This is a genomic window from Streptomyces sp. NPDC002386, from assembly GCF_053593175.1.
In genome coordinates, this window is sequence record NZ_JBSFBX010000005.1 from 52,591 (window position 1) to 71,567 (window position 18,977).

Annotated in this window: 18 protein-coding genes; 7 read left to right on the top strand and 11 right to left on the bottom strand. The window is 74.3% G+C overall.

What is annotated here, in order from left to right; translation table 11 throughout:
* Positions 1-104: 104 nt before the first annotated feature.
* The gene (locus ACWCPN_RS12210) at positions 105-1,073 is read left to right on the top strand and encodes a TAXI family TRAP transporter solute-binding subunit (RefSeq protein WP_451204613.1); all 969 of its coding nucleotides are present in this window, start codon (positions 105-107) and stop codon (positions 1,071-1,073) included.
* A 23-nt stretch (positions 1,074-1,096) separates the two neighbouring features.
* Here the strand turns inward: ACWCPN_RS12210 and ACWCPN_RS12215 are convergent, their stop codons facing one another.
* From ACWCPN_RS12215 to mdlC, 8 genes are all read right to left on the bottom strand, one after another.
* The gene (locus tag ACWCPN_RS12215) at positions 1,097-2,464 is read right to left on the bottom strand and encodes an ATP-binding protein (RefSeq protein WP_451204615.1); all 1,368 of its coding nucleotides are present in this window, start codon (positions 2,462-2,464) and stop codon (positions 1,097-1,099) included.
* Positions 2,461-3,162 (bottom strand): response regulator transcription factor, encoded by a 702-nt coding sequence (locus ACWCPN_RS12220; protein ID WP_451204617.1) that lies wholly within the window; start codon positions 3,160-3,162, stop codon positions 2,461-2,463. The genes ACWCPN_RS12215 and ACWCPN_RS12220 overlap by 4 nt, the downstream gene beginning before the upstream one ends.
* Before the next feature lie 71 nt (positions 3,163-3,233).
* The gene (locus tag ACWCPN_RS12225) at positions 3,234-4,610 is read right to left on the bottom strand and encodes an MFS transporter (protein WP_451204619.1); all 1,377 of its coding nucleotides are present in this window, start codon (positions 4,608-4,610) and stop codon (positions 3,234-3,236) included.
* Positions 4,611-4,820: 210 nt separating this feature from the next.
* A complete protein-coding gene (locus tag ACWCPN_RS12230) occupies positions 4,821-5,570 on the bottom strand; it encodes a GNAT family N-acetyltransferase (RefSeq protein ID WP_451205256.1) in 750 nt (249 codons plus the stop codon).
* Positions 5,571-5,856: 286 nt separating this feature from the next.
* On the bottom strand, positions 5,857-7,110 hold the full coding sequence (locus tag ACWCPN_RS12235) for a PP2C family protein-serine/threonine phosphatase (protein ID WP_451204621.1): 1,254 nt from the start codon (positions 7,108-7,110) through the stop codon (positions 5,857-5,859).
* 173 nt (positions 7,111-7,283) lie between these two features.
* The gene (locus ACWCPN_RS12240) at positions 7,284-8,567 is read right to left on the bottom strand and encodes an MFS transporter (RefSeq protein WP_451204623.1); all 1,284 of its coding nucleotides are present in this window, start codon (positions 8,565-8,567) and stop codon (positions 7,284-7,286) included.
* A 120-nt stretch (positions 8,568-8,687) separates the two neighbouring features.
* Positions 8,688-10,142 carry a benzaldehyde dehydrogenase gene (locus ACWCPN_RS12245; protein ID WP_451204625.1) on the bottom strand — a complete coding sequence of 485 codons (1,455 nt, stop codon included), beginning with the start codon at positions 10,140-10,142 and terminating at the stop codon, positions 8,688-8,690.
* A 63-nt stretch (positions 10,143-10,205) separates the two neighbouring features.
* Positions 10,206-11,786, bottom strand: coding sequence for a benzoylformate decarboxylase (gene mdlC, locus ACWCPN_RS12250; RefSeq protein WP_451204627.1), 1,581 nt, complete (start codon positions 11,784-11,786; stop codon positions 10,206-10,208).
* Between the two features lie 98 nt (positions 11,787-11,884).
* Between mdlC and ACWCPN_RS12255 the strand changes: the two genes are divergently transcribed.
* A complete protein-coding gene (locus tag ACWCPN_RS12255; RefSeq protein WP_451204629.1) occupies positions 11,885-12,820 on the top strand; it encodes a LysR substrate-binding domain-containing protein in 936 nt (311 codons plus the stop codon).
* Between the two features lie 99 nt (positions 12,821-12,919).
* Positions 12,920-13,363 carry a universal stress protein gene (locus ACWCPN_RS12260; protein ID WP_451204630.1) on the top strand — a complete coding sequence of 148 codons (444 nt, stop codon included), beginning with the start codon at positions 12,920-12,922 and terminating at the stop codon, positions 13,361-13,363.
* Positions 13,364-13,378: 15 nt separating this feature from the next.
* Here ACWCPN_RS12260 and ACWCPN_RS12265 read toward each other — a convergent pair whose 3' ends face one another.
* Positions 13,379-14,062 (bottom strand): CBS domain-containing protein, encoded by a 684-nt coding sequence (locus ACWCPN_RS12265; protein WP_451204632.1) that lies wholly within the window; start codon positions 14,060-14,062, stop codon positions 13,379-13,381.
* 73 nt (positions 14,063-14,135) lie between these two features.
* A complete protein-coding gene (locus ACWCPN_RS12270; protein ID WP_392294229.1) occupies positions 14,136-14,480 on the bottom strand; it encodes an STAS domain-containing protein in 345 nt (114 codons plus the stop codon).
* A gap of 309 nt (positions 14,481-14,789) precedes the next feature.
* Between ACWCPN_RS12270 and ACWCPN_RS12275 the strand changes: the two genes are divergently transcribed.
* The 4 genes from ACWCPN_RS12275 (at position 14,790) to ACWCPN_RS12290 (ending at position 18,317) form a co-directional block, all read left to right on the top strand.
* Positions 14,790-15,860, top strand: coding sequence for a zinc-dependent alcohol dehydrogenase family protein (locus ACWCPN_RS12275; protein WP_451204634.1), 1,071 nt, complete (start codon positions 14,790-14,792; stop codon positions 15,858-15,860).
* Between the two features lie 97 nt (positions 15,861-15,957).
* The gene (locus ACWCPN_RS12280) at positions 15,958-16,608 is read left to right on the top strand and encodes a helix-turn-helix domain-containing protein (protein WP_451205259.1); all 651 of its coding nucleotides are present in this window, start codon (positions 15,958-15,960) and stop codon (positions 16,606-16,608) included.
* 359 nt (positions 16,609-16,967) lie between these two features.
* On the top strand, positions 16,968-17,669 hold the full coding sequence (locus ACWCPN_RS12285; protein ID WP_451204636.1) for a CBS domain-containing protein: 702 nt from the start codon (positions 16,968-16,970) through the stop codon (positions 17,667-17,669).
* Positions 17,670-17,711: 42 nt separating this feature from the next.
* Positions 17,712-18,317 carry an Rv1733c family protein gene (locus ACWCPN_RS12290; protein WP_451204638.1) on the top strand — a complete coding sequence of 202 codons (606 nt, stop codon included), beginning with the start codon at positions 17,712-17,714 and terminating at the stop codon, positions 18,315-18,317.
* A gap of 5 nt (positions 18,318-18,322) precedes the next feature.
* On the opposite strand, the gene ACWCPN_RS12295 is transcribed toward ACWCPN_RS12290, so the two are convergent.
* Positions 18,323-18,973 (bottom strand): CBS domain-containing protein, encoded by a 651-nt coding sequence (locus tag ACWCPN_RS12295; protein ID WP_451204640.1) that lies wholly within the window; start codon positions 18,971-18,973, stop codon positions 18,323-18,325.
* Between the last annotated feature and the right edge of the window lie 4 nt (positions 18,974-18,977).

Consider the following 18,977-nt stretch of genomic DNA (forward strand, 5'->3'; position numbering starts at 1 on the left):
CTTTCTCCGAGCCGTGTTAGAGGGCGCAACGATAGTCCCACGTCCGCCGCGGGGACATGCGGAGCCCCGTCGTCCGCGGTGCCGGTAGCCGCTACGCTGCGGGCGTGACCGGTCGACCGATGAGCCGCCGCGGGCTGCTGCGGGCCGCGGGCCTCGGTCCGGCCGCCGTCGCCGCGGCCGGCTGCTCCGGGGACACCGGGCCCGGGCCGCGGCTCAGGCTCGCGACGGGAGCGCCGGGCGGGCCGTACCACGCCTTCGGCCGGGCACTCGCCGCCGAGGCCGCCCGCGGCGACACCCCGTTGCGCATCAGCGCGCTCAGCACCTCGGCGAGCGTCGACAACCTGCGCATGCTGGCGGACGGTTCCGCCGACCTCGGCCTCGCCATGGCCGACGCGGCCGAGGACGCCGTCCGCGGCCGGGCACCGTTCGCGCGCCCGACGGGGGTGACCGCCCTCGCCCGTGTCTACGTCAACTACGCCCACCTCGTCGTGCCGGCCGGCGGCCCCGTACGGTCGGTGCGTGACCTGGCCGGGCGTGCCGTGGCCACCGGCGCGGCGGGGTCCGGCGGACAGGTGCTGGCCGGCCGGCTGCTGCGGGTCGCGGGACTGACCGGCGCGCGGTCGGTGCGGCAGCGGCGGTTCGGACTCACCGCCTCGCTGGAGGCCCTGCGCACGGGCACGGTCGACGCCCTGGTCTGGGCCGGCGGTGTCCCGACCCCGGCCCTGGCCGTCCTGGCCCGCGAACTGCCCCTGCGTTTCCTGCCGCTGGAGTCCGCCGCCGGGACCCTGCGCGACACCTACGGCCCTGTCTACACCACCGTCACCCTCCCGGCGGGCGTGTACGGGCTCACCGCACCGGTCGCCACCATCGGCGTGGGCAACTACCTGCTGGCGCGCCCCCAGGTGCCCCGACGGGCCGCCGAGGACGTGCTCCGGGTGGTGTTCGACCGGTGGCGGGTGCTGCTGCGGGAGGTGACCGCGGGAGCCCGGCTCGAACCCCGGTTCGCCGTCGCCACGGGTGACGTGCCCCTGCATCCGGGGGCGGTGGCCTACTACCGGTCGGTCTACGGCTGATGCGGGAGCGCGGGCCGCCGGGTTCAGACGGCCGGCAGCCGCAACTCCACCACCAGGCCGTGTGGATGGTTCCGGGCCGTACCGAGCCGGCCGCCGCTGAGCCGGGCGATCTCGTCCGCGATGGCCAGTCCGAGGCCGCTGCCGGGCACGTTCTGGTGCTCGGGAGCCCGCGCGAAGCGCCGGGTGAGCACGGGAAGCCGGTCGTCCGGTACGCCCGGCCCGTCGTCGGTGACGCGGACCACCGTCTCGCCGTCCGCGACCGTGGCCGCCACCACGACGGCCCCGCCGGACGGGACGAACTTCACCGCGTTGTCCAGCGCGGCGTCCAGGATCCGGCCCACCGCGTCCGCCACCGCGCGCGCCCGCGGCCCCTCCGGTGCGCACGTGGCGCTCAGCGTCAGCCCCGAGGCCTCGAAGACCGGCTGCCACGCGGCCACCCGCTCGCGCACCGCTCGCGACACGTCCTGCTCCGTCCGCCGCGCCGCACCGGACTCCACCCGCGCCAACGCGAGCAGCCCGTCAAGGAGTTCCTCCAGGCGCTCCGCCTCGTCCAGGGCACGCGCGTGCTCCTTCCGGCCGGGGCCCGGCACCAGATGCGGCTCGACGTTCTCCAGTTGCAGGACCAGCGTCGCCAGCGGATTGCGCAGCTGGTGCGAGGCGTCCGCGACGAAGGCACGCTGCCGCCCCAGGGAGTCGGCGACCGCCTCCGCCATGGCGTTGAAGTGCTCCCGCAGACTGCGCAGTTCGGGCGGGCCGGTGTGGGAGCCGGCCCGCGTCTGCAGACTGCCGGAGGCGAACCCCGCGACGGCCCGGTCGAGATCACGCACCGGGCGCATCAGCCAGCGCGTGATTCCGGCCGCGACCAGCGCGGCGGCCGCGAAGGCGGTGAGCGCACCGCAGGCGATGAGAGCCCAGCGCACGGTCACGTCCCGCCGGGCGGCCGCCGTCGGCACGGCCAGCAGCACCGCCCCGCTGACCCGCTCGTCCCGCCCCACCGGCTCGGCCAGCACCGCCCGGTGCGGGCCCCAGGGCCGCACGGTGGGCAGCCGCTCGGTGGACCGGCCGGTCAGCGCCCGGTCCAGGACCTCCTGCGCCGAGGACGCCGGGACTCCCGTCCCCACCCGCGCCAGGGTCCGCCCCGCGGAGTCCACCACGGTCACCGAGGCGCCGTACAGGCCGGCGTACCGGCGGATCTCGGTGGACAGCTCGGCGCGGTCGGCCGCGGTCCGCGCCCGGTCGGCGAGGTCGGCGAACCGTGCCGCGTCGGAGCGCCGTTGCAGCAGCAGATGCTCCGTGCGCCCGCTCGCGTAGGAGCCGGCCAGCGGCACCGACAGCAGCAGCGTGGCGGCCCCCATGAGGACCATCAGGACGGCGAGCAGCCGGCGCCTCACCGGCCCTCCGGCCCCGCCGCCGGGCCGTCCGGCGCCCCCAGCCGGTACCCGAAACCCCGCACCGTGCGCACCAGCGCGGCCCGGCCCGTCTTCGCGCGGATGCCCGCCACATGGACGTCCAGCGAGCGGGAGGCGGCGAGGAAGGCGTCGCCCCAGACCCGGTCCAGGATCTCCTCCCGCGAGTGCGCCTCCTCGGGCCGCGCCGCGAGGACGGCGAGCACGTCGAACTCCCGCCGGGTGAGCCGTACTTCCGCGCCCTCGACGGTGACCGTACGGCCCGCGACGTCGATCTCCACGTCCCCGGCCCGCACGGGACGCCCCCCGGTGCCGGCGCGGGACGGCGCCGCCCCGGTACGGCGGCGCACGGTGTCGATCCGGGCCATCAGCTCGTTCATCCGGAACGGCTTGACCACGTAGTCGTCGGCGCCGGCCCGCAGCCCCTGCACGATGTCGCGTTCCTCGCAGCGGGCCGTCACCACGATCAGCGGGGCGTCGCAGACCGTGCGCAGCCGGCGCAGCAGTTCCAGCCCGTCCAGGTCGGGCAGCCCGAGGTCGAGCAGGACGAACTGGGCCTCGTGGACGTGCCGCAGGGCGTCCAGGGCGCGGGCGGCCCGGCGCACGGTGTGCCCGCGCTGGGTGAGGGCCGTGGCCAGCGCCTGGGCCATCCGGTCGTCGTCCTCGACGAGCAGCGCGTGCATGGGGAGTCCTCGTGCCGTGGTGACCTGGGCGGCAGCTTACGCAGACGGCGCGGCCCAGGTCACCACCCCGGTCAGCGGACGGCCCGCGCCCGGGCCGGACCGGGGCCGGTGTCAGCCTCCGTGGCCGCCTCGGCCCGGCTGAGCGCGGCGTCCCGGGTGTCCGGCATCAGGACGTAGGTGACCAGCGAGACCAGCGCACAGCCCGACACGTACCAGAAGAACAGCTTCTCGTGACCGGCGTCCTTGAACCACAGGGCCACGTACTCGGCCGTGCCGCCGAACAGCGCGTTGGCGATCGCGTACGGCAGCGCCACGCCGAGGGCCCGTACCCGGGTGGGGAACAGCTCCGCCTTCACCGCCGCGTTGATCGAGGTGTAGCCGGTGACGATCACCAGGGCCAGCAGGGACAGACCCAGCGCCGGCCAGTAGGACGACGCCGTACCCAGCGCGGTCATGATGGGGTACGTGCCCACCGTGCAGCCCACCGCGAAGGTGATCAGCAGCGGTCGCCGCCCGATCCGGTCGGACAGCGCCCCGGCGAGCGGCTGGAGCAGCGCGAAGACGGTGAGCGCGGTGAAACTCACCAGCGTGGCCGTGGACTTGGCCATGCCGGCGCTGCCGATCAGGTACTTGGTGAGATACGTGGTGTACGTGTAGTACGCCACCGTGCCGCCCAGCGTGAGCGCCATGACGAGCCCGGCCTGGCGGCGGTGCTGCCACAGCGCGGCGAGCGTGCCGCGCGCGCTGTCCGGGCCCGCGTCCGCGCCGGACTCCTCGGTGAAGGCCTCCGTCTCCGTCAGCCGCCGCCGCAGCCAGTACACCACCACGGAGAACAGCGCACCGAGCACGAACGGGACGCGCCAGCCCCAGCTCTCCAGCTGACCGGTGGTCAGCGTGTGCTGCAGCGTGATCAGCACGGCCAGCCCGAGGAGCTGACCGCAGGTCATCGACACGTACTGGAAGGAGGAACCGAGGCCGCGCCGGTTCCGGGCCGACACCTCGGTCAGATACGTGGCGCTGGCGGCGTACTCGCCGCCGATGCTCAGCCCCTGCAGCAGCCGCGCCAGCAGCAGCACCAGGGCGCCGAGATAGCCCGACCGGCCGTAGGTGGGCGCGAGGGCGATGAGCAGGGCGGCCACCGACATCAGGGTGACGGTGAGGGTGAGCGCGCTCTTGCGGCCGTGCCGGTCCGCCGCCCGCCCGAGGATCCACCCGCCGACCGGGCGCATCAGGAAGCCGACGGCGAAGATGCCGGCCGTGTTCAGCAGTTTGGTGGTCTGGTTGTCGCCGGGGAAGAACGAGTCGGCGAAGTAGATCGCGAAGCTCGCGTAGACGAACCAGTCGTACCACTCCACGAGGTTGCCCAGGGACCCGCCGACGAGGGCGAGGCGGCGGCTGCCGGGGGAGTGGCCCGGTGGCGTCGCGGGCGGGGCGGCGGAGGATGACATGGCGGCTCCAGGTGGGGAATTCCGGTGGGAACCGGGGAACGGGGCGGCTGCCCCCGGGACCTGAACGCGCCCGAGCATGCGGGTGCCCGCCGCCACCGGACAAGCACCGGCGCGCAGATCTAACGTGCCGCTAAGAAAGCCGCACGGGCTCGGACCGGGAGCGCCGGCCGGCCGGGACCGGGCGCCGCCCGGCCCCCGCCGGCCGGCGGATCACAGGGTCAGGTAGAGCCGCGTGCCCCGGGGCCGGAAGCCGACCCGTTCGTACACGCGGCGGGAGCCCTCGCCCGAGTACTCCAGCCACACGGACGACGTGCCGCGGCTGAACGCGGCCTCGGCCAGGGCGGCGGTGACGGCGGCCGCGACGCCCCGGCCCCGGTACGCGGGACGGGTGCCGACGCCCGCCAGTTCCGCGGTGTCCTCGGCGGGCGCGGAGCACAGGGCACCGCCGGCGCAGGTCCCGTCGGGCGCGCGCACGAAGCGGACGGCGCCGCCCTGCTCCTCGGTCCGCCGCAGCCGGGCCGCGCCCGCCTCGGAGGGGCCGAACTCGCCCGCGAACGCCTCGGACAGCGCGGTGTCGATCGCCCGGTAGTCCTCGCCGGAGCGCGGTGCCCGCACGGCGGGGCCGCCGTCGCCGCCCGGCACCGCCAGGGTCACGGGGGTGCAGACCAGGTACTCGTGGACCGCCTCGGTACGGAAGCCCGCCCGGCGCAGCGCGGGTTCGACGGCGGGTGCGGCGTCCGGGGCGAACTCCAGCCGAGGCCGCAGACCGCGTTCGCGGAACGCCCGGATCAGGGCGGTGACGTCCCGGTCGGCCGGCTCGGCGCCGGGGAACGGGGTGGCGTAGTTGACGTACGGGCTGTCCGTCGCGGGATCGAAACCCGCGACGAAGCCTCCGGTCTCGACCGGCGCCGGACGGCGGAGCAGATGGGCGACGGCGAAGTTCTGCACATGGTCGTGCACGATGATGTCGGACCTCACGGTGAAGGGCAGCCGTCAGGGCTGCGGAACCGGCCTCGGCCGGGGAGACGGGACGCGCGTGGGGCCGCCGTGAGGAGACGCGAGGGCACCGGGCGCCGCCGTGGTGGCGGGCTTCGTCAGTGCCGACGGCGGCCGCTGGGGGACGCCGCGATCAATGGCTTCAGTCCTTCGCCGTGCATGAATCCGCGTGGATCGGTCGATCGACTCGGCGGATGCTGCCACACGTCGGTTCGCACGCACAAGCCCCCGGCCGCCGGTCCGGGGCTGCTCACAGCCGGACCACGACCAGGGCGATGTCGTCGCGGCCGCCGCTGGCCACCCCGAGTTTGGTCAGCAGCGTGTCGGCGAGCCGCTCGGCGCCCAGGCTGCCGCACTCCGCCAGGGCGCGCGTCAGCCGGTCGAGACCGACATCGATGTCCTCCTTGCGGCGTTCGATGAGCCCGTCGGTGTACAGCACCAGGGTGTCGCCCGGCGCGTACGGGATGCTGGCCTGGGGCCGCGGCACATGCATGGGACGGGCGCCCAGAGGCGGGTCGGTGGCCCGGTCCAGCAGGTCCATGCGGCCGTCCGGGTGGGCCAGCACCGGCGGCGGGTGGCCGGCGCAGCTGTAGGTGATGAGGTGGCTGCGCCGGTCGACGATCGCCTTGACCGCCGTGGTGCCCAGGGCTCCCTCGATCGAGCGGGCGTACAGCCCCAGGACCTCCAGCGCCTGCGCGGGCCGCTCCAGAGCCCGGATGGCAGCCGACAGGGCGCTGCGCAGCATGCCCATCACCGCGGCGGCCTCCAGACCGTGCCCGATGACGTCGCCGACCGCCAGGGCGAGCTGGTCGGGCGGGATGTCGACCACGTCGTACCAGTCGCCGCACACGTTCAGCGAGCCGATCGCGGGCAGGTAGCGCACCGCCACGTCGTGCGGATGGTGGGCCAGGTCGGGGGCGTGCAGCATGGCCTCCTGCAGCGTGACCGCGACCTCCCGTTCCCTGGTGTTGGCCTGCCGCAGCTCCTCGTTCAGCCGTTGCAGCTCCCGCGCCCGGGCGTACAGCTCCGCCTCCAGCGTCTGGGCTGCTCCCAGACGCTTGCCGACCCGGACCCCGGTGGGGTTGCCGGCCTGGTGGGCCTTGACGAACGCGGTCACGTCCTCGACCCGGTGGATGATCCACGCGACCTGCCCGTCCGCCCCCATGACCGGCGTGTTCACCGGGGACCACCAGCGCTCCTCGAACTCTCCGGGCCGGAGCACGACGGGGATGTCGTACTTCTGCAGCGCCATCGTGTCCTGCTTGCGGGTGGACAGGACCCGGTGCAGGGAGGCGTTGAGGTTCCGCGTCCCGTCCGCCTCCGGGTCGTTCGGGTTGTCCGGGAACGCCTGGAAGACGTGCTGCCCGATCAGGTCGTCGCGGGTCCGCCCGGTCGCCTCCAGATAGGCCCGGTTGACGTCCACGATCACCAGGTCCGGCCTCAGGACGAGGTACGGGCTAGGGGTGGCGGCGAACAGCGCCGCGTGATCGACCTCCGCCGGCATCCTCCGCTCCCTGTTCCACTGGTGGCCTGCACACCCAGGCTGCACCAGGCGGACGCGTCCCGCTCTCCCAGCGGTCCCCGGGACACGTCGGCAGGCCGGCGTACGACCGAGGCACGGACCGGGTCCGGTCCGTGCCTCGGTCGTACGGTGCGGGAGCCCTCGTCCCGAAAGCGTCAGACGGCGGGCCGGACGGCCTCCGCCTCGGTAGGTGCTTCGGTGTGCGCCCGGCCCGGCAGGGTGAGCACGGCCAGGAAGCCGAGGACGGCCACGGCGGCGAAGAAGTAGAAGCCCCACGGGTGACCGACCCCGGAGGCGACCAGGGCGCCGGTGATCGACGGGCCGACGATCGACCCGATGCGGCCGATGCCGGAGGCCGAGCCGAGCGCGGTGCCGCGCACGGCGGCCGGGTAGAAGTTGGTCACGTAGGCGTAGACGAGCACCTGCGCCGAGAAGACGAACACACCCGTCAGGAAGACCACGGTGTCGAGCAGCAGGTCGCTGTCCATCCGGATGCTCAGGCAGGCCAGCATCACCACCGAGACCGCGAACCACCCCAGCGTGACCGGCTTGATGCCCCGCCGGTCGGCGACGAGGCCGCCCAGCACCAGCCCGGCCACACCGCCGGCGTTGAGGATCAGGAGCTGGGTGACGGCCGTGGGGACGGGGTAGCCGGCCTCGTTCATCAGCTTGGGCAGCCAGGTGTTGAGGCCGTAGACCAGCAGCAGGCCCATGAAGGAGGCGACCCAGATGCCGATGCCCGCCCGCAGGTGGGCCGGCTTGAGCAACTCGGTGAACGGCACGCGCTGGACCCCGGTCTCCTTCCGGGCGCGTACGAACGCCTCCGACTCCGGCAGCCGGAACCACTGGACGGCCGCGACGACGAGCCCGGCCGCGCCGAGGACGTAGAAGAGCACCTCCCAGTCGTCGGTCACCTGCAGGGCCAGCAGCGAGGTGATCACGGCACCGGTGTGGTAGCCGGTCATCGTCAGCGTGCTGGCGCGTGCCCGGCGCCTGGCGGGCATGTGCTCGGCCATCATGGTGAGCGACACGGGCATGCAGGCGCCGAGGCCGACACCGGCGATCAGCCGCAGCACGGCGAACATCGCCACGGACGAGGCGAGCGGCACCAGCAGGGTGAAGACGGAGAACAGCACCACCGACCCGATGAGCAGCAGGCGCCGCCCGAGCCGGTCGGCGAGCGGACCGACCAGGACCGCGCCGATGGCCACACCGACCAGCGAGAGCGTGGCGATGGTGGTGGCGTCCCCGGCGGTGATGCCGAGGTGCTTGGTCTTGATCAGGGTCGGGATGATCGCGCCGAGGACGACGAGGTCGTACCCCTCGAGCATGACGGTGATCCAGCACAGGACCACCGTCCAGAGGCTGCGGCCGGCGGCGCCGGTGCCCGCGGAGGTGTGGGACGCGTCGGACGCGTCGGAAGAGACGACGGATGCCATGGTGACATTCCCCCCAGAGCGGCTACGGGAGACGGAGGTGGGTGAGCGCAGGAGGCCGGAGCGGCCGCGCGGCGAGCCGGAGGGGTCGCGCGCGGGTCCGGCGGAACGGGAACGCGGGGATCAGAACGGGTAGTCGGCGATGTCCGGCCGGACGGTGACCCACTGGGTCTCGGTGAAGGCCTCGACGTTGGCGGCGGCTCCGCCGAACCGGGACCCGGTGCCGGACGCCTTGACCCCGCCGAACGGGGCGTGTGGCTCGTCGGCGACGGTCTGCTCGTTGATGTGGATCTTGCCGGAGTCGATCCGGTCGGCCAGCTTCATCGCGGCGCCGACGTCCCCGAGGATGCCGACGGACAGCCCGTACTCGCAGTCGTTGACGAGCCGCGCGGCCTCCTCCGGCGTGGAGAAGCCGATGACGGGCGCCACGGGACCGAAGATCTCCTCCCGCCAGGCCGGCATGTCGGGTGTGAGGCCGGTGAGCACGGTGGCCCGGTACCCGGCGCCCACGATCTCGCCGCCCGCGGCCAGCTTGGCGCCCGCCGCGACGCTGTCGGTGACGATGCCGTGCACCCGTGCGAGCTGCCGCCGGTCGATGATCGGGCCCAGCGCCACGTCCTCCCGGGCCGGGTCGCCCACCGGCAGTGCCTCCGCCTTCGCGGCGAGCACCGCCGAGTACTCCTCGAGCAGCGACTCGTGCACGATGTGGCGGCCGGTCGTCATACAGATCTGCCCCTGGTGCAGATACGAGCCGAACGCGCCGGCGGAGGCCGCCTTGCGCACGTCGGCGCCGGGCAGCACCACCAGGGCGTTGTTCCCGCCGAGTTCGAGGTGGGCCCGCTTGAGCAGCCGGCCCGCCCGTTCGCCGATCGCCCGGCCGACCCGGGTGGAGCCGGTGAAGGAGACGACCCGCACCTCGGGCGCCTCGACGACCGCCTCGCCGACCGGTCCGTCGCCGGGCAGCAGGTGCAGCAGACCGGAGGGCAGCCCGGCCTCCTCGAAGACACGGGCTATGACGACGCCGCCGCTGACCGCGGTGCGCGGGTCCGGCTTCAGCAGTACCGCGTTGCCCAGCGCCAGCGCGGGCGCCACCGAGCGCAGGCCGAGGACGAGCGGGAAGTTGAACGGCGAGATCACACTGACCACCCCGGCCGGGCGGCGCCGGGCGAACGACCAGCGGGCCTCCTCCGAGGCCAGCACCTCGCCCTGCGGATGCGTCGGCAGCGCCGCGCACTCGAAGCACTCGCCCTGGGCGAGCCCCACCTCGAAGGCCGCCTTGGACCGCACCGAGCCGGCCTCCCGCACCAGCCAGTCCTCGATCTCGGCGGCGTGCTCGGTGAACAGCTCGCCCGCGCGGCGCAGCACGGCCGCCCGTTCCGCCGCGGGCGTCGCCGCCCAGGTCCGCTGGGCCTCGGCGGCGCGGCCCGCGGCCCGGCCGGCGTCCTCGGCCGTGGCCAGGCCCACGGTGCCGAGCCGGTCGCCGGTCGCCGGCTCGGTCACCGGCTGGTCGAGTGAGGCGTCCCGCCAGCCGTCGCTGAGGAACTTCCCGCCCCAGACGGCGCTGTCCAGGAGTGTCATCGGTTTCCCTTCCGCCCCCGTCGGGGGCGAGTTGTCTGAGAGGGGCTCGGGCGGGAAGGGCGGTCAGGACGGCGTGGTGAGCTCCGTGTCGACCTGGACCAGCCGGGGGCCGTCAGGACGCTCGGCCAGCACGGCCCGCAGTTCGTCCACCCCGCCGACGTGGCGGGCGGGCACCCCGTAGCCCTCCGCGATACGGGTGAAGTCCAGGCCCGGGATGTCCAGGCCCGGCGCGTCCGGCACGCCGAGGAGCCCGCTGAACCAGCGCAGCGCCCCGTACGTCCCGTTGCGCAGCAGCACCACGGTGAGCGGGACCCGGTGCCGCGCGGCGGTCCACAGCGCGGTGATGCCGTAGTTGGCCGAGCCGTCCCCGATCACACCGACGACCGGCCGGCCGGGCTGGGCCATGGCGACGCCGACGGCGCCGGGCAGTCCGAAGCCGAGGCCGCCGGCCGCCGGGAAGTAGTAGGAGCCCGGCTCGCGCAGATCCATCTGGCGCCACCACGCGGAGTTCGTCGAGGTCGACTCCACGACGTAGGCGGTGTCGCCGGGCTGCTCGTCCCGCAGGGCGGCGAAGACCTGCTCGGGGTGCAGGCGCGGGGCCTCGGCGGCCGCCGGCGGGGGCACCGGCCGGAATGCGCCGGACGGCGCCGCGGGCGCGTCCAGCTCCTTCAGCAGCAGCTCGATCACCGCCCCCGGGTCGGCCACCAGGGCCTCGCCCATCGGAGCCCGCGCCGCGGCCTGGGCGTCCCCGGTCACCTGGATCAGCCGGGTGCCCTCCGGCAGGTACCGCCCCGGAAGGTACTCGTGGTACCGGAACACCGGGGCGCCGAGCACCAGCACCAGATCGTGGCCCTCGAACGCCCGGGACACCGGCTCGATACCGGCCGGCAGCACACCGCGGAACAGCGGATGGCGGTTGGGGAAGGGCAGCCGGAACTGCGACGGCGCCGCCCACACCGGACCGCCCAGCCGTTCGGCGAGGCGCACCGCCTCGTGGAACAGGCCGGCCGAGTCGATGTCCCCGCCCAGCACCAGCGCGGGCCGGCGCGCTGCGGCGACCCGCTCGGCCAGGCGGCGTCCCTGTTCCGGGCCGGGCACTCCCGCGAGGTCGACCCGCCGGTCCAGGACGGCCGGGGAGTTCTCGCCCGCGTCGGCCGCCCAGTCGTCGTACGGCACGGAGAGGTACGTGGGCCGGCGCTGCAACCGGGCCTCGAAGACCGCCTGGGCGAGCGCGCGGGGCACGTCCTGCGCGCACGCCGGTTCGGCGGCCCAGCCGACCAGCGGCCGCATCACCGCGGGAGCGTCGACGTTGGCCAGGTTGGCCTCCGGCCCGATGGCCGGCCGTACCTGCTGGCCGGCCACGATCACCAGCGGGGTGCGCGAGGCCACCGCGTTCGTCAGCGCGCCCATGGCGTTGCCGGAGCCGGACGCGGCGTGCAGGTTGACCAGGACGGGACGGCCGGTCGCCTGGGCGTAGCCGTCGGCCATGCCCACCACGGCCCCCTCGTGCAGACCCAGGACGTAGCGGAACCCGTCCGGCAGACCGGCGAGGAAGGGCAGCTCGTTGGAGCCGGGGTTGCCGAAGACGGTGGTGAGCCCCTGACGGCGCAGGAACTCGTGGGAGACATGACGCACGGATGGCACGGCTGCTTTTCCCTTCGGAAGTGACGCAGCACACGCTAGGGAGCCCGCGACCTGGTCACCAATAAATGTTGCCCGGCTCCGATATAGACTCCATCGATATGAGCAGCTTCGACCTCAACCTGGCCCGGGTCTTCGTGCTGCTCTACGAGACCGGCAGCGTCACCGCGACCGCCGAGACCCTGCACGTCACCCAGCCCACCGTCAGCTACAGCCTGGGCAAACTCCGCCGCCACTTCGGCGACGACCTCTTCCGCCGGACGGGCCGCGGTCTCACCCCGACCGCCGGCGCCCGCCGCCTGTACGAGCCGCTGCAGCGCGCCCTTGCCGACATCGACGGGGCGATCCGGCAGTCCGACGACTTCGACCCGGCGACCATGGGGGGCCGCTTCACCGTCTCCTTCTCCGACCTGGGCGAAGTGACCCTGCTACCGCGCCTGGTGGCCGCGGCGCGCGAGCGCGCGCCCCGGGTGTCCTTCGCCGTCCGCTCCCTGGACGTGGACGAGGCCGAGAGCCGGCTCCGCAGCGGCGAACTCGACGCCTTCGTCGCCACACCGGTGCTGACGTCCCACCGCACCGTGCGCATCCCGCTCTTCCACGAGCGCTACGTCGGCATGGTCGCCGCCGACCACCCCCGTGTCCGCGGCGCCCGCGTCACCCTGGCCGAACTCGCCGTCGAGCACCACGCGTCGGTGTACGGGCCCAGCGGCCACGTCGTCCCGCGGTCGCTGCTGGCCACCCACGGACTGCTGGACCGCGTGGCCGTGGACGCCACCCGCTTCTCGGTGCTGCCGTACCTGCTGGAGCGGACCGACCTGATCGCGATCGTCCCCGAGTACGTCGGCGAGGTCTTCACCGCCTCGCACCGCCTGCGGCTGGTCCGTCTGCCGTTCGACACCGAGCCGATCGAGATCGCCCTCTACGCCCGGCACGAGGCGTCCCGCAGTCCTTCGCAGCGCTGGCTGGTCCACTTCATGGCCGAGGTCCTGGGCGAACTGGTCAGCCCCGCGCAACTGCCGCCGACCGCCATCCGGTAGGGCGCGCTCTTCTGGCGGTGCGGCGCCGTCTCCCGCACCGTGGAGGGGAGTGGATGGACCGTCCAGGCGGGCGCACGTTCCGCGAGAGAGGTGGGACACGTGGACAGCAACGTCTCCGGGCCGAAGGTCGTGGTCGGCGTCGACGGCTCGCCGTCCTCGTACGCGGCGCTGCGCTGGGCCCTGCGCTACGCCGATCTGGTCGGCGCCACCGTGGACGCCGTCACCGCGTGGGAGCTGCCGGGCCTGTACGGCTGGTCGGGGCCCGCGGTGGACATGGACGTCGACCGGGACGAGGCCCGGGACCGGATGCGGCAGGAACTCACCGACGTGCTCGGCGCGGAGGCGGCCGGCTCGGTGCGGACCCATGTGGTGCACGGCAACCCCGCCGAGGTGCTGCTGCGCGCCGCCGAGGGAGCCGAGGCGCTGGTCGTCGGCAGCCGGGGCAGGGGCGGTTTCGCCCGGGCCCTGCTGGGCTCCGTCGGCCAGCACGTGACGCAGCACGCGACCTGCCCGGTCGTGCTGGTGCGCCCCGAGCCGAAGTAGGCCCGCCCGGGGCGGTCACTCGGTGGCGGCGCCCTGCCCGGCCACCGCGCCGTGGCCTTCCGGCGGCAGATCGAACCGTACGTCGACCACGCCCTCGACGGCCCTGACCAGGCGGGCGGCCACCGGTACCAGGGCGGTGTCGCGCACCCTGCCGACGAGCGTCACCACCCCGTCCTCGACCACCACGTGCAGGGACGAGGCCGGCGGCGGGAAGAGGTAGGACACGATCTCGCGCCGGACCTGCTCGGCGATGTCCTCGTCCCCGCGCAGGAAGACCTTGAGCAGATCGGCGCGGCTCACCACGCCCTGCAGCAGCCCGAGTTCGTCCACCACCGGCAGCCGCTTCACCGCGGCCCGCGCCATCACCCGGGCGGCCTCGGCCAGGGTGGCGTCGGCCCGTACGGTCACGGCGGGCGAGGACATCAGGTCCCCGGCGCTGAGCGCGCCGGCCTTGGCCAGGTCGGCGGGGCGGCGCAGCCGCGTGTACTCCTCGGAGGGGTGGTCCCGCAGCTCCTCCGTCGGCAGCAGGTCGGCCTCGGAGACCACACCGACGACCCGGCCCTCGCCCTCGATCACCGGCAGGGCGCTGACCCGCCAGTCCTGCATCATCTCCACGATCTCCTTGAACGGGGCCCGGCGGCCGACCGCGGCGACCGTGTGCGTCATGACGTCGCTGACGATGTGCGGGGTGCCGTACATGGGGACTCCAGGGTGGGGCTCGGCGGTCGGCGGCGGATCCGGCGGTGGGCCGGGTCCTGCGGCGGCCCGGGTGCTAGGGCAGTCGCGAGTGCACCTCGAAGACCCCTCCCAGGCCCGTGAGGCGCAGCATGCGCAGGAAGCCGGTGCTGTCGTCGGCGACCAGCCGCAGCCGGCCCCGGCGCTCCAGCGCCCGGTTCCGCGTCCGGCACAGGACGCCCAGCCCGGCGCAGTCGATGAAGGTGGCCGGACGCAGGTCGAGCACCAGATCGGGGCGCGGGCCCGCGGTGAGCGTGTCGAGCCGTTCGGCCAGCTCGTCCGCGGACAGCAGGTCTATCTCCCCGTTCAGGGCCACGACGGTCGCGCCGTCGGCCCCGCGGAGCGCGGAGGCCGGGCCGGGCGTCGTGTGGTTCTCGGACATGCAACGAGACAACCGCCCGCGGGGGTCTCGGCGGAAGGGCCGGTCGGCCCCATCCCGGGCACGACGTGACACCCGGGACCCGTGGGTGGGCGGCGCCCCGGGGTCCGGATGGGGGGTCCGGCGGGGGCGATGGATCCGGACGGGCGCCCTCCGGCCGGTGGAGAGGGCCGGTCGGCCCCATGCGGGACCCCCGCGCACCGCACAAGCTGAACATGTGGGGCACTTCCGGTACCCCGCCGGAGTCCGTCCGGCGCCCGCACGTCCGCCGGAGGTCCTGGTCCCGCGCCAGACCGAGAGGTGAGGAGCGTCATGAAGGGCTATGTCTTCCACGGTCCCGGGCAGGCCTCCTGGCAGGACGTCCCGGACCCGGCGATCAAGGAGCCGACCGACGCGATCGTACGGGTCGGCGCCGTGACCATCTGCGGGACGGACCTGCACATCCTCAAGGGCGACGTGCCCGAGGTACGCCCCGGCACCGTGCTCGGCCACGAGGCGGTCGGCGAGATCGTCGAGGTCGGCAGCGACGTGAACACCGTGCGCCCCGGTGACCGGGTGCTGATCTCCTGCATCAGCTCCTGCGGCCGGTGCCGCTTCTGCCGGGACGGCTCCTACGGCCAGTGCCGCGGCGGCGGGGGCTGGATCCTCGGCCACCTGATCGACGGCACCCAGGCCGAGTACGTCCGCGTCCCCTACGCCGACCTGTCCGTGCACCCGCTGCCCGGCGCGGTCCGCAGTGAGGACGCGGTACTGCTGGCCGACATCTTCCCCACCTCGTACGAGGTGGGCGTCCTCAACGGGCGGGTCCGTCCCGGCGACACCGTCGCCGTCGTCGGCGCCGGTCCCATCGGCCTCGCGGCGATCGTCACGGCGCACCTGTTCTCGCCCGAGCGGATCATCGCCGTCGACCTGGCACCGGCCCGGCTCGAGGCGGCCAGGCGGCTCGGCGCCGACGCGGTGGCCGACGTGCACGAGGCGCCCCGGCAACTGGTGGCCGACCTGACCGACGGGCTCGGCGCGGACGTCGTCATCGAGGCGGTCGGCGTCCCCGAGAGCTTCGAGCTGTGCACCCGCATGGTCCGCCCCGGCGGTCACGTCGCCAACATCGGCGTGCACGGGCGGCCCGCGACCCTGCACCTCGAGGACCTGTGGATCAGGAACGTGACGATCACCACCGGCCTGGTGGACACCTACTCCACGCCGACGCTGCTGCGGATGGCCGCGGCCGGCCGGCTGCCGACCGGTCAACTGGTCACCCACACCTTCCCGTTGCAGCAGATGGAGGAGGCGTACGACATCTTCTCCCGGGCCGGCGAGACCGGTGCGCTCAAGGTGGTGCTCGGCGGGGAGCAGCACGCCGAACTGGCCGTCCCCGCGGCCTGACCGAGAAGCGAGAAGGAGGCGAACGAGCATGACCGGCAGGACGAGGACGAGGACGGCGGGCCCTTCCGCGGGAACCGCGAAGGACGCCGCCGCGGAGATGGACACGCGCACCGCGCTGGGCGATCTCGGCCGGCGGCTGGCGGCCCGGCGGTTGCAGCTCGGTCTGACCCGGCGGCAGGCGGCGACCCGCGCCGGGATGGCGGCCAGCTATCTCAGGTACCTGGAGGAGCACCCCGGCGCCGCGCCGGGCACGGGTGCCCTGATGAACCTGGCCGAGGCACTGGAGACCTCCGTCACGGAACTCACCGGCGGCGGTGTCGACCTGCCGCCGGGCACCGGCAGGGCGGGCCGCGCACCGGAGTTCAGCAAGCTGCGCCCCAGCGAGTGCCGCACCCTGCTGGCCATGCACGGTGTGGGACGGCTCGCGGTGCCCACCGCGTCGGGGCCGGTGATCGTGCCGGTCAACTACACCGTGGTGGACGGCGCGATCGTCTTCCGCACCGCGCGCGGCGCGACCCCCTCCCTGGCCGCGGGACTCCAGGTGGCGTTCGAGGTGGACCGCATCGACGACGCGTTCAGTCAGGGCTGGAGCGTGCTGGTGCGCGGTCCCGCCCGGGCCGTCACGGACCGGCACGAGCAGCTCAGGCTGGCGGAGCGGGCGTACAGCATGCCCTGGGCCGGGGGTCCCCGGAGCGTATGGGTGCGCATCGATCCGTTCACCATCACCGGACGCCGGATCACGGTGTGAGGGAACCGGCGCCGGGGCCGGGGGCCGTCCCGCCGGATGCGGGGCGACGGATGCGCCGGGCGGGAGACGACGGAGCGACACCGCGGGGGATCGGTGCCGCTCCTGCGACCACTGTCACCCACGCCATGCCCGGTCCGTAGTGCCGATGGGCCCTCAGCAGGGACCACAGGTCCCTCGGAACACGTGGCCGACCGTGGCCCGGGCCGCTCCGCCCCCGGGAACGGGCCACTCGGCCCCTCCCGCGCACGGTGCTTCGGCCGCACGCTGGAAGGTGTCCCGGTAAGGGATCTCCGGCACAGGCCCCCAGGGACCGCCAGGAAGGGATCCCGGCAAGGGATCCGAGCCTCCGGGAGGACGTCATGAACGGCACTCCGACCGTCGTGGACGACGTGATGACCCGCACGGTCGTCGCCCTGCGCACCGGCGCCGTCTTCAAGGAGATCGTGCAGGCGATGCAGGAGTGGCGGGTGAGCGCCCTCCCCGTCCTGGACGCCGACGGCCGGGTCGTGGGCGTCGTGTCCGAGGCCGATCTGCTGCCCAAGGAGGAGTACCGCGAGGGCGACCCGGACCGGTACGCACAGGGGCGGCACCTCGCCGACCTCCGTAAGGCCGACGCGGTGACCGCGGGGGAGCTGATGACCTCCCCGGCCGTCACCGTGCCGCCCGGGGCCACCCTCGCCCACGCGGCGCGCGTGATGGCCCGCCGCGGGGTCAAGCGTCTGCCGGTCGTAGACCAGGACGGAACCCTCCAGGGCGTCGTCAGCCGCTCCGACCTGCTGAAGGTGTTCCTCCGCACCGACGAGGACATCGCCGAGGACGTGCGCCGGGAGGTCGTCGTGCGGCTGTTCGGCACGGGCGAGGCGCCGGTGCGGGTCGAGGTGCGCGACGGGGTGGTCACTCTCACCGGGCGCGTCCACGACGTCGTCCTCGTGCCGCTCGCCACTCTGCTGGCCCGGTCGGTCCCCGGTGTCGTCGACGTGCGCTGCGCCCTGACCGGCCCGCGCCGCCACCCGCACGCAGGTCCGGAGCTTCCGGAGCCCCGGCGGACGGCTCCCGCCTGACCGTGGCCGACGGCAGGCGGAGCCGAGAGGAGGCCACCCCCGATGCCGGCGAAGACCCCCCGCCCGGACAAGTCCCGCGTCCTGCTGTGGCGTTGGCGGCACAACGCGCTGCGCAGGCACAGCGACATCGTCGAGGCATGGATCGTGCTCGGCATCTGGCTCCTCGTCGTCGTCGGCGGAGCCGTCGCCGGGCTGGTGGCGGCACGGACGGTGGAATCGGACTTCGCCGCGCGCCGGGCCCGCGCGCACGCGGTGGCCGCCGTGGTCACCGACGTCACGCCGGCGACGCCGCCCACCGCGAGCGGACGGGACGACGGCCGGGTGTGGGTCACCGTGCGCTGGACCGACGCGGACGGCTCGGTGCACCAGGACAAGGCCAAGGTGCTGCCGGGCGCCCCGGCCGGCACCCGGCTCACGGTGTGGGCGGACAACGCCGACCGGGTGGTGCCGGAGCCCCTGGGCAGGACGGCGGCCGCCGTCCAGGCGGACCTGACCGGCATCCTCTTCGGCCCCCTCGCCGCCGGGGCGATATGGGCCGGCGGCCACCTGCTCCGAGCCGTCCTCGTACGCCGCCGCCTGACCGAATGGGACGAGGAGTGGAAGCGCGTCGGCCCGGAATGGCGCAACCTCAGCGGGGGACGGGGGTGAGGGAGTCAGCCGTCCGCCGAGGTGAGGTGGCAGTCCACGCCCACCACGCCCTCGACGGCGCGGACCATGCCGACCGCCAGGGGGATGCGGGTCGCGTCGGTGACACGGCCGGTCAGGGTGGCGACGCCGTCCGAGACCGTGATGTGCACGGGCTCGACCGGGGCCGGGAAGAGGACGTCGACGACGTCGCGCCGGATCTCGTCGGCGAGGTCGTCGTCCGGGCGCAGGAACACCTTGAGCAGGTCCGAGCGGCTGACGACGCCCTCGAGCACGCCCTCGGCGTTCACCACGGGCAGCCGCTTGACGTGCCGCAGCGCCATGATGCGGGCCGCCTCGGCGAGCGTGGCGTCGCCGTGCACGGTGACGGCCGGGGTGCTCATCACCTCGTCCGCCGTCACCGCCCCGGCCTTGGCCAGGTCGGGCAGCCGGCGCAACTGGGTGCGCCGGTCCGGGTCGCTGTCCCGGAACTCCTCCTTGGGCAGCAGATCGGCCTCGGAGACCAGGCCGATCACCCGGCCGTCGCCCTCCAGCACGGGCAGCGCGCTGACCTTCCACTGCTCCATGCGCTCGACGATGTCCTTGAACAGGGCCTTGCGGCCCACCGCGACGACGGCACGCGTCATCACGTCGTTCACCCGGAACGGGCTGCCTGCCATGGTG

What these genes read in the sequence shown, in the direction of transcription:
- ACWCPN_RS12220 (WP_451204617.1), bottom strand. Translation starts at nt 3,162, where the DNA reads ATGCACGCGCTGCTCGTCGAGGACGACGACCGGATGGCCCAGGCGCTG.
- ACWCPN_RS12225 (WP_451204619.1), bottom strand. Translation starts at nt 4,610, where the DNA reads ATGTCATCCTCCGCCGCCCCGCCCGCGACGCCACCGGGCCACTCCCCC.
- ACWCPN_RS12235 (WP_451204621.1), bottom strand. Translation starts at nt 7,110, where the DNA reads ATGCCGGCGGAGGTCGATCACGCGGCGCTGTTCGCCGCCACCCCTAGC.
- ACWCPN_RS12240 (WP_451204623.1), bottom strand. Translation starts at nt 8,567, where the DNA reads ATGGCATCCGTCGTCTCTTCCGACGCGTCCGACGCGTCCCACACCTCC.
- ACWCPN_RS12245 (WP_451204625.1), bottom strand. Translation starts at nt 10,142, where the DNA reads ATGACACTCCTGGACAGCGCCGTCTGGGGCGGGAAGTTCCTCAGCGAC.
- ACWCPN_RS12255 (WP_451204629.1), top strand. Translation starts at nt 11,885, where the DNA reads ATGAGCAGCTTCGACCTCAACCTGGCCCGGGTCTTCGTGCTGCTCTAC.
- ACWCPN_RS12265 (WP_451204632.1), bottom strand. Translation starts at nt 14,062, where the DNA reads ATGTACGGCACCCCGCACATCGTCAGCGACGTCATGACGCACACGGTC.
- ACWCPN_RS12270 (WP_392294229.1), bottom strand. Translation starts at nt 14,480, where the DNA reads ATGTCCGAGAACCACACGACGCCCGGCCCGGCCTCCGCGCTCCGCGGG.
- ACWCPN_RS12275 (WP_451204634.1), top strand. Translation starts at nt 14,790, where the DNA reads ATGAAGGGCTATGTCTTCCACGGTCCCGGGCAGGCCTCCTGGCAGGAC.
- ACWCPN_RS12280 (WP_451205259.1), top strand. Translation starts at nt 15,958, where the DNA reads ATGGACACGCGCACCGCGCTGGGCGATCTCGGCCGGCGGCTGGCGGCC.
- ACWCPN_RS12285 (WP_451204636.1), top strand. Translation starts at nt 16,968, where the DNA reads ATGAACGGCACTCCGACCGTCGTGGACGACGTGATGACCCGCACGGTC.
- ACWCPN_RS12290 (WP_451204638.1), top strand. Translation starts at nt 17,712, where the DNA reads ATGCCGGCGAAGACCCCCCGCCCGGACAAGTCCCGCGTCCTGCTGTGG.
- ACWCPN_RS12295 (WP_451204640.1), bottom strand. Translation starts at nt 18,973, where the DNA reads ATGGCAGGCAGCCCGTTCCGGGTGAACGACGTGATGACGCGTGCCGTC.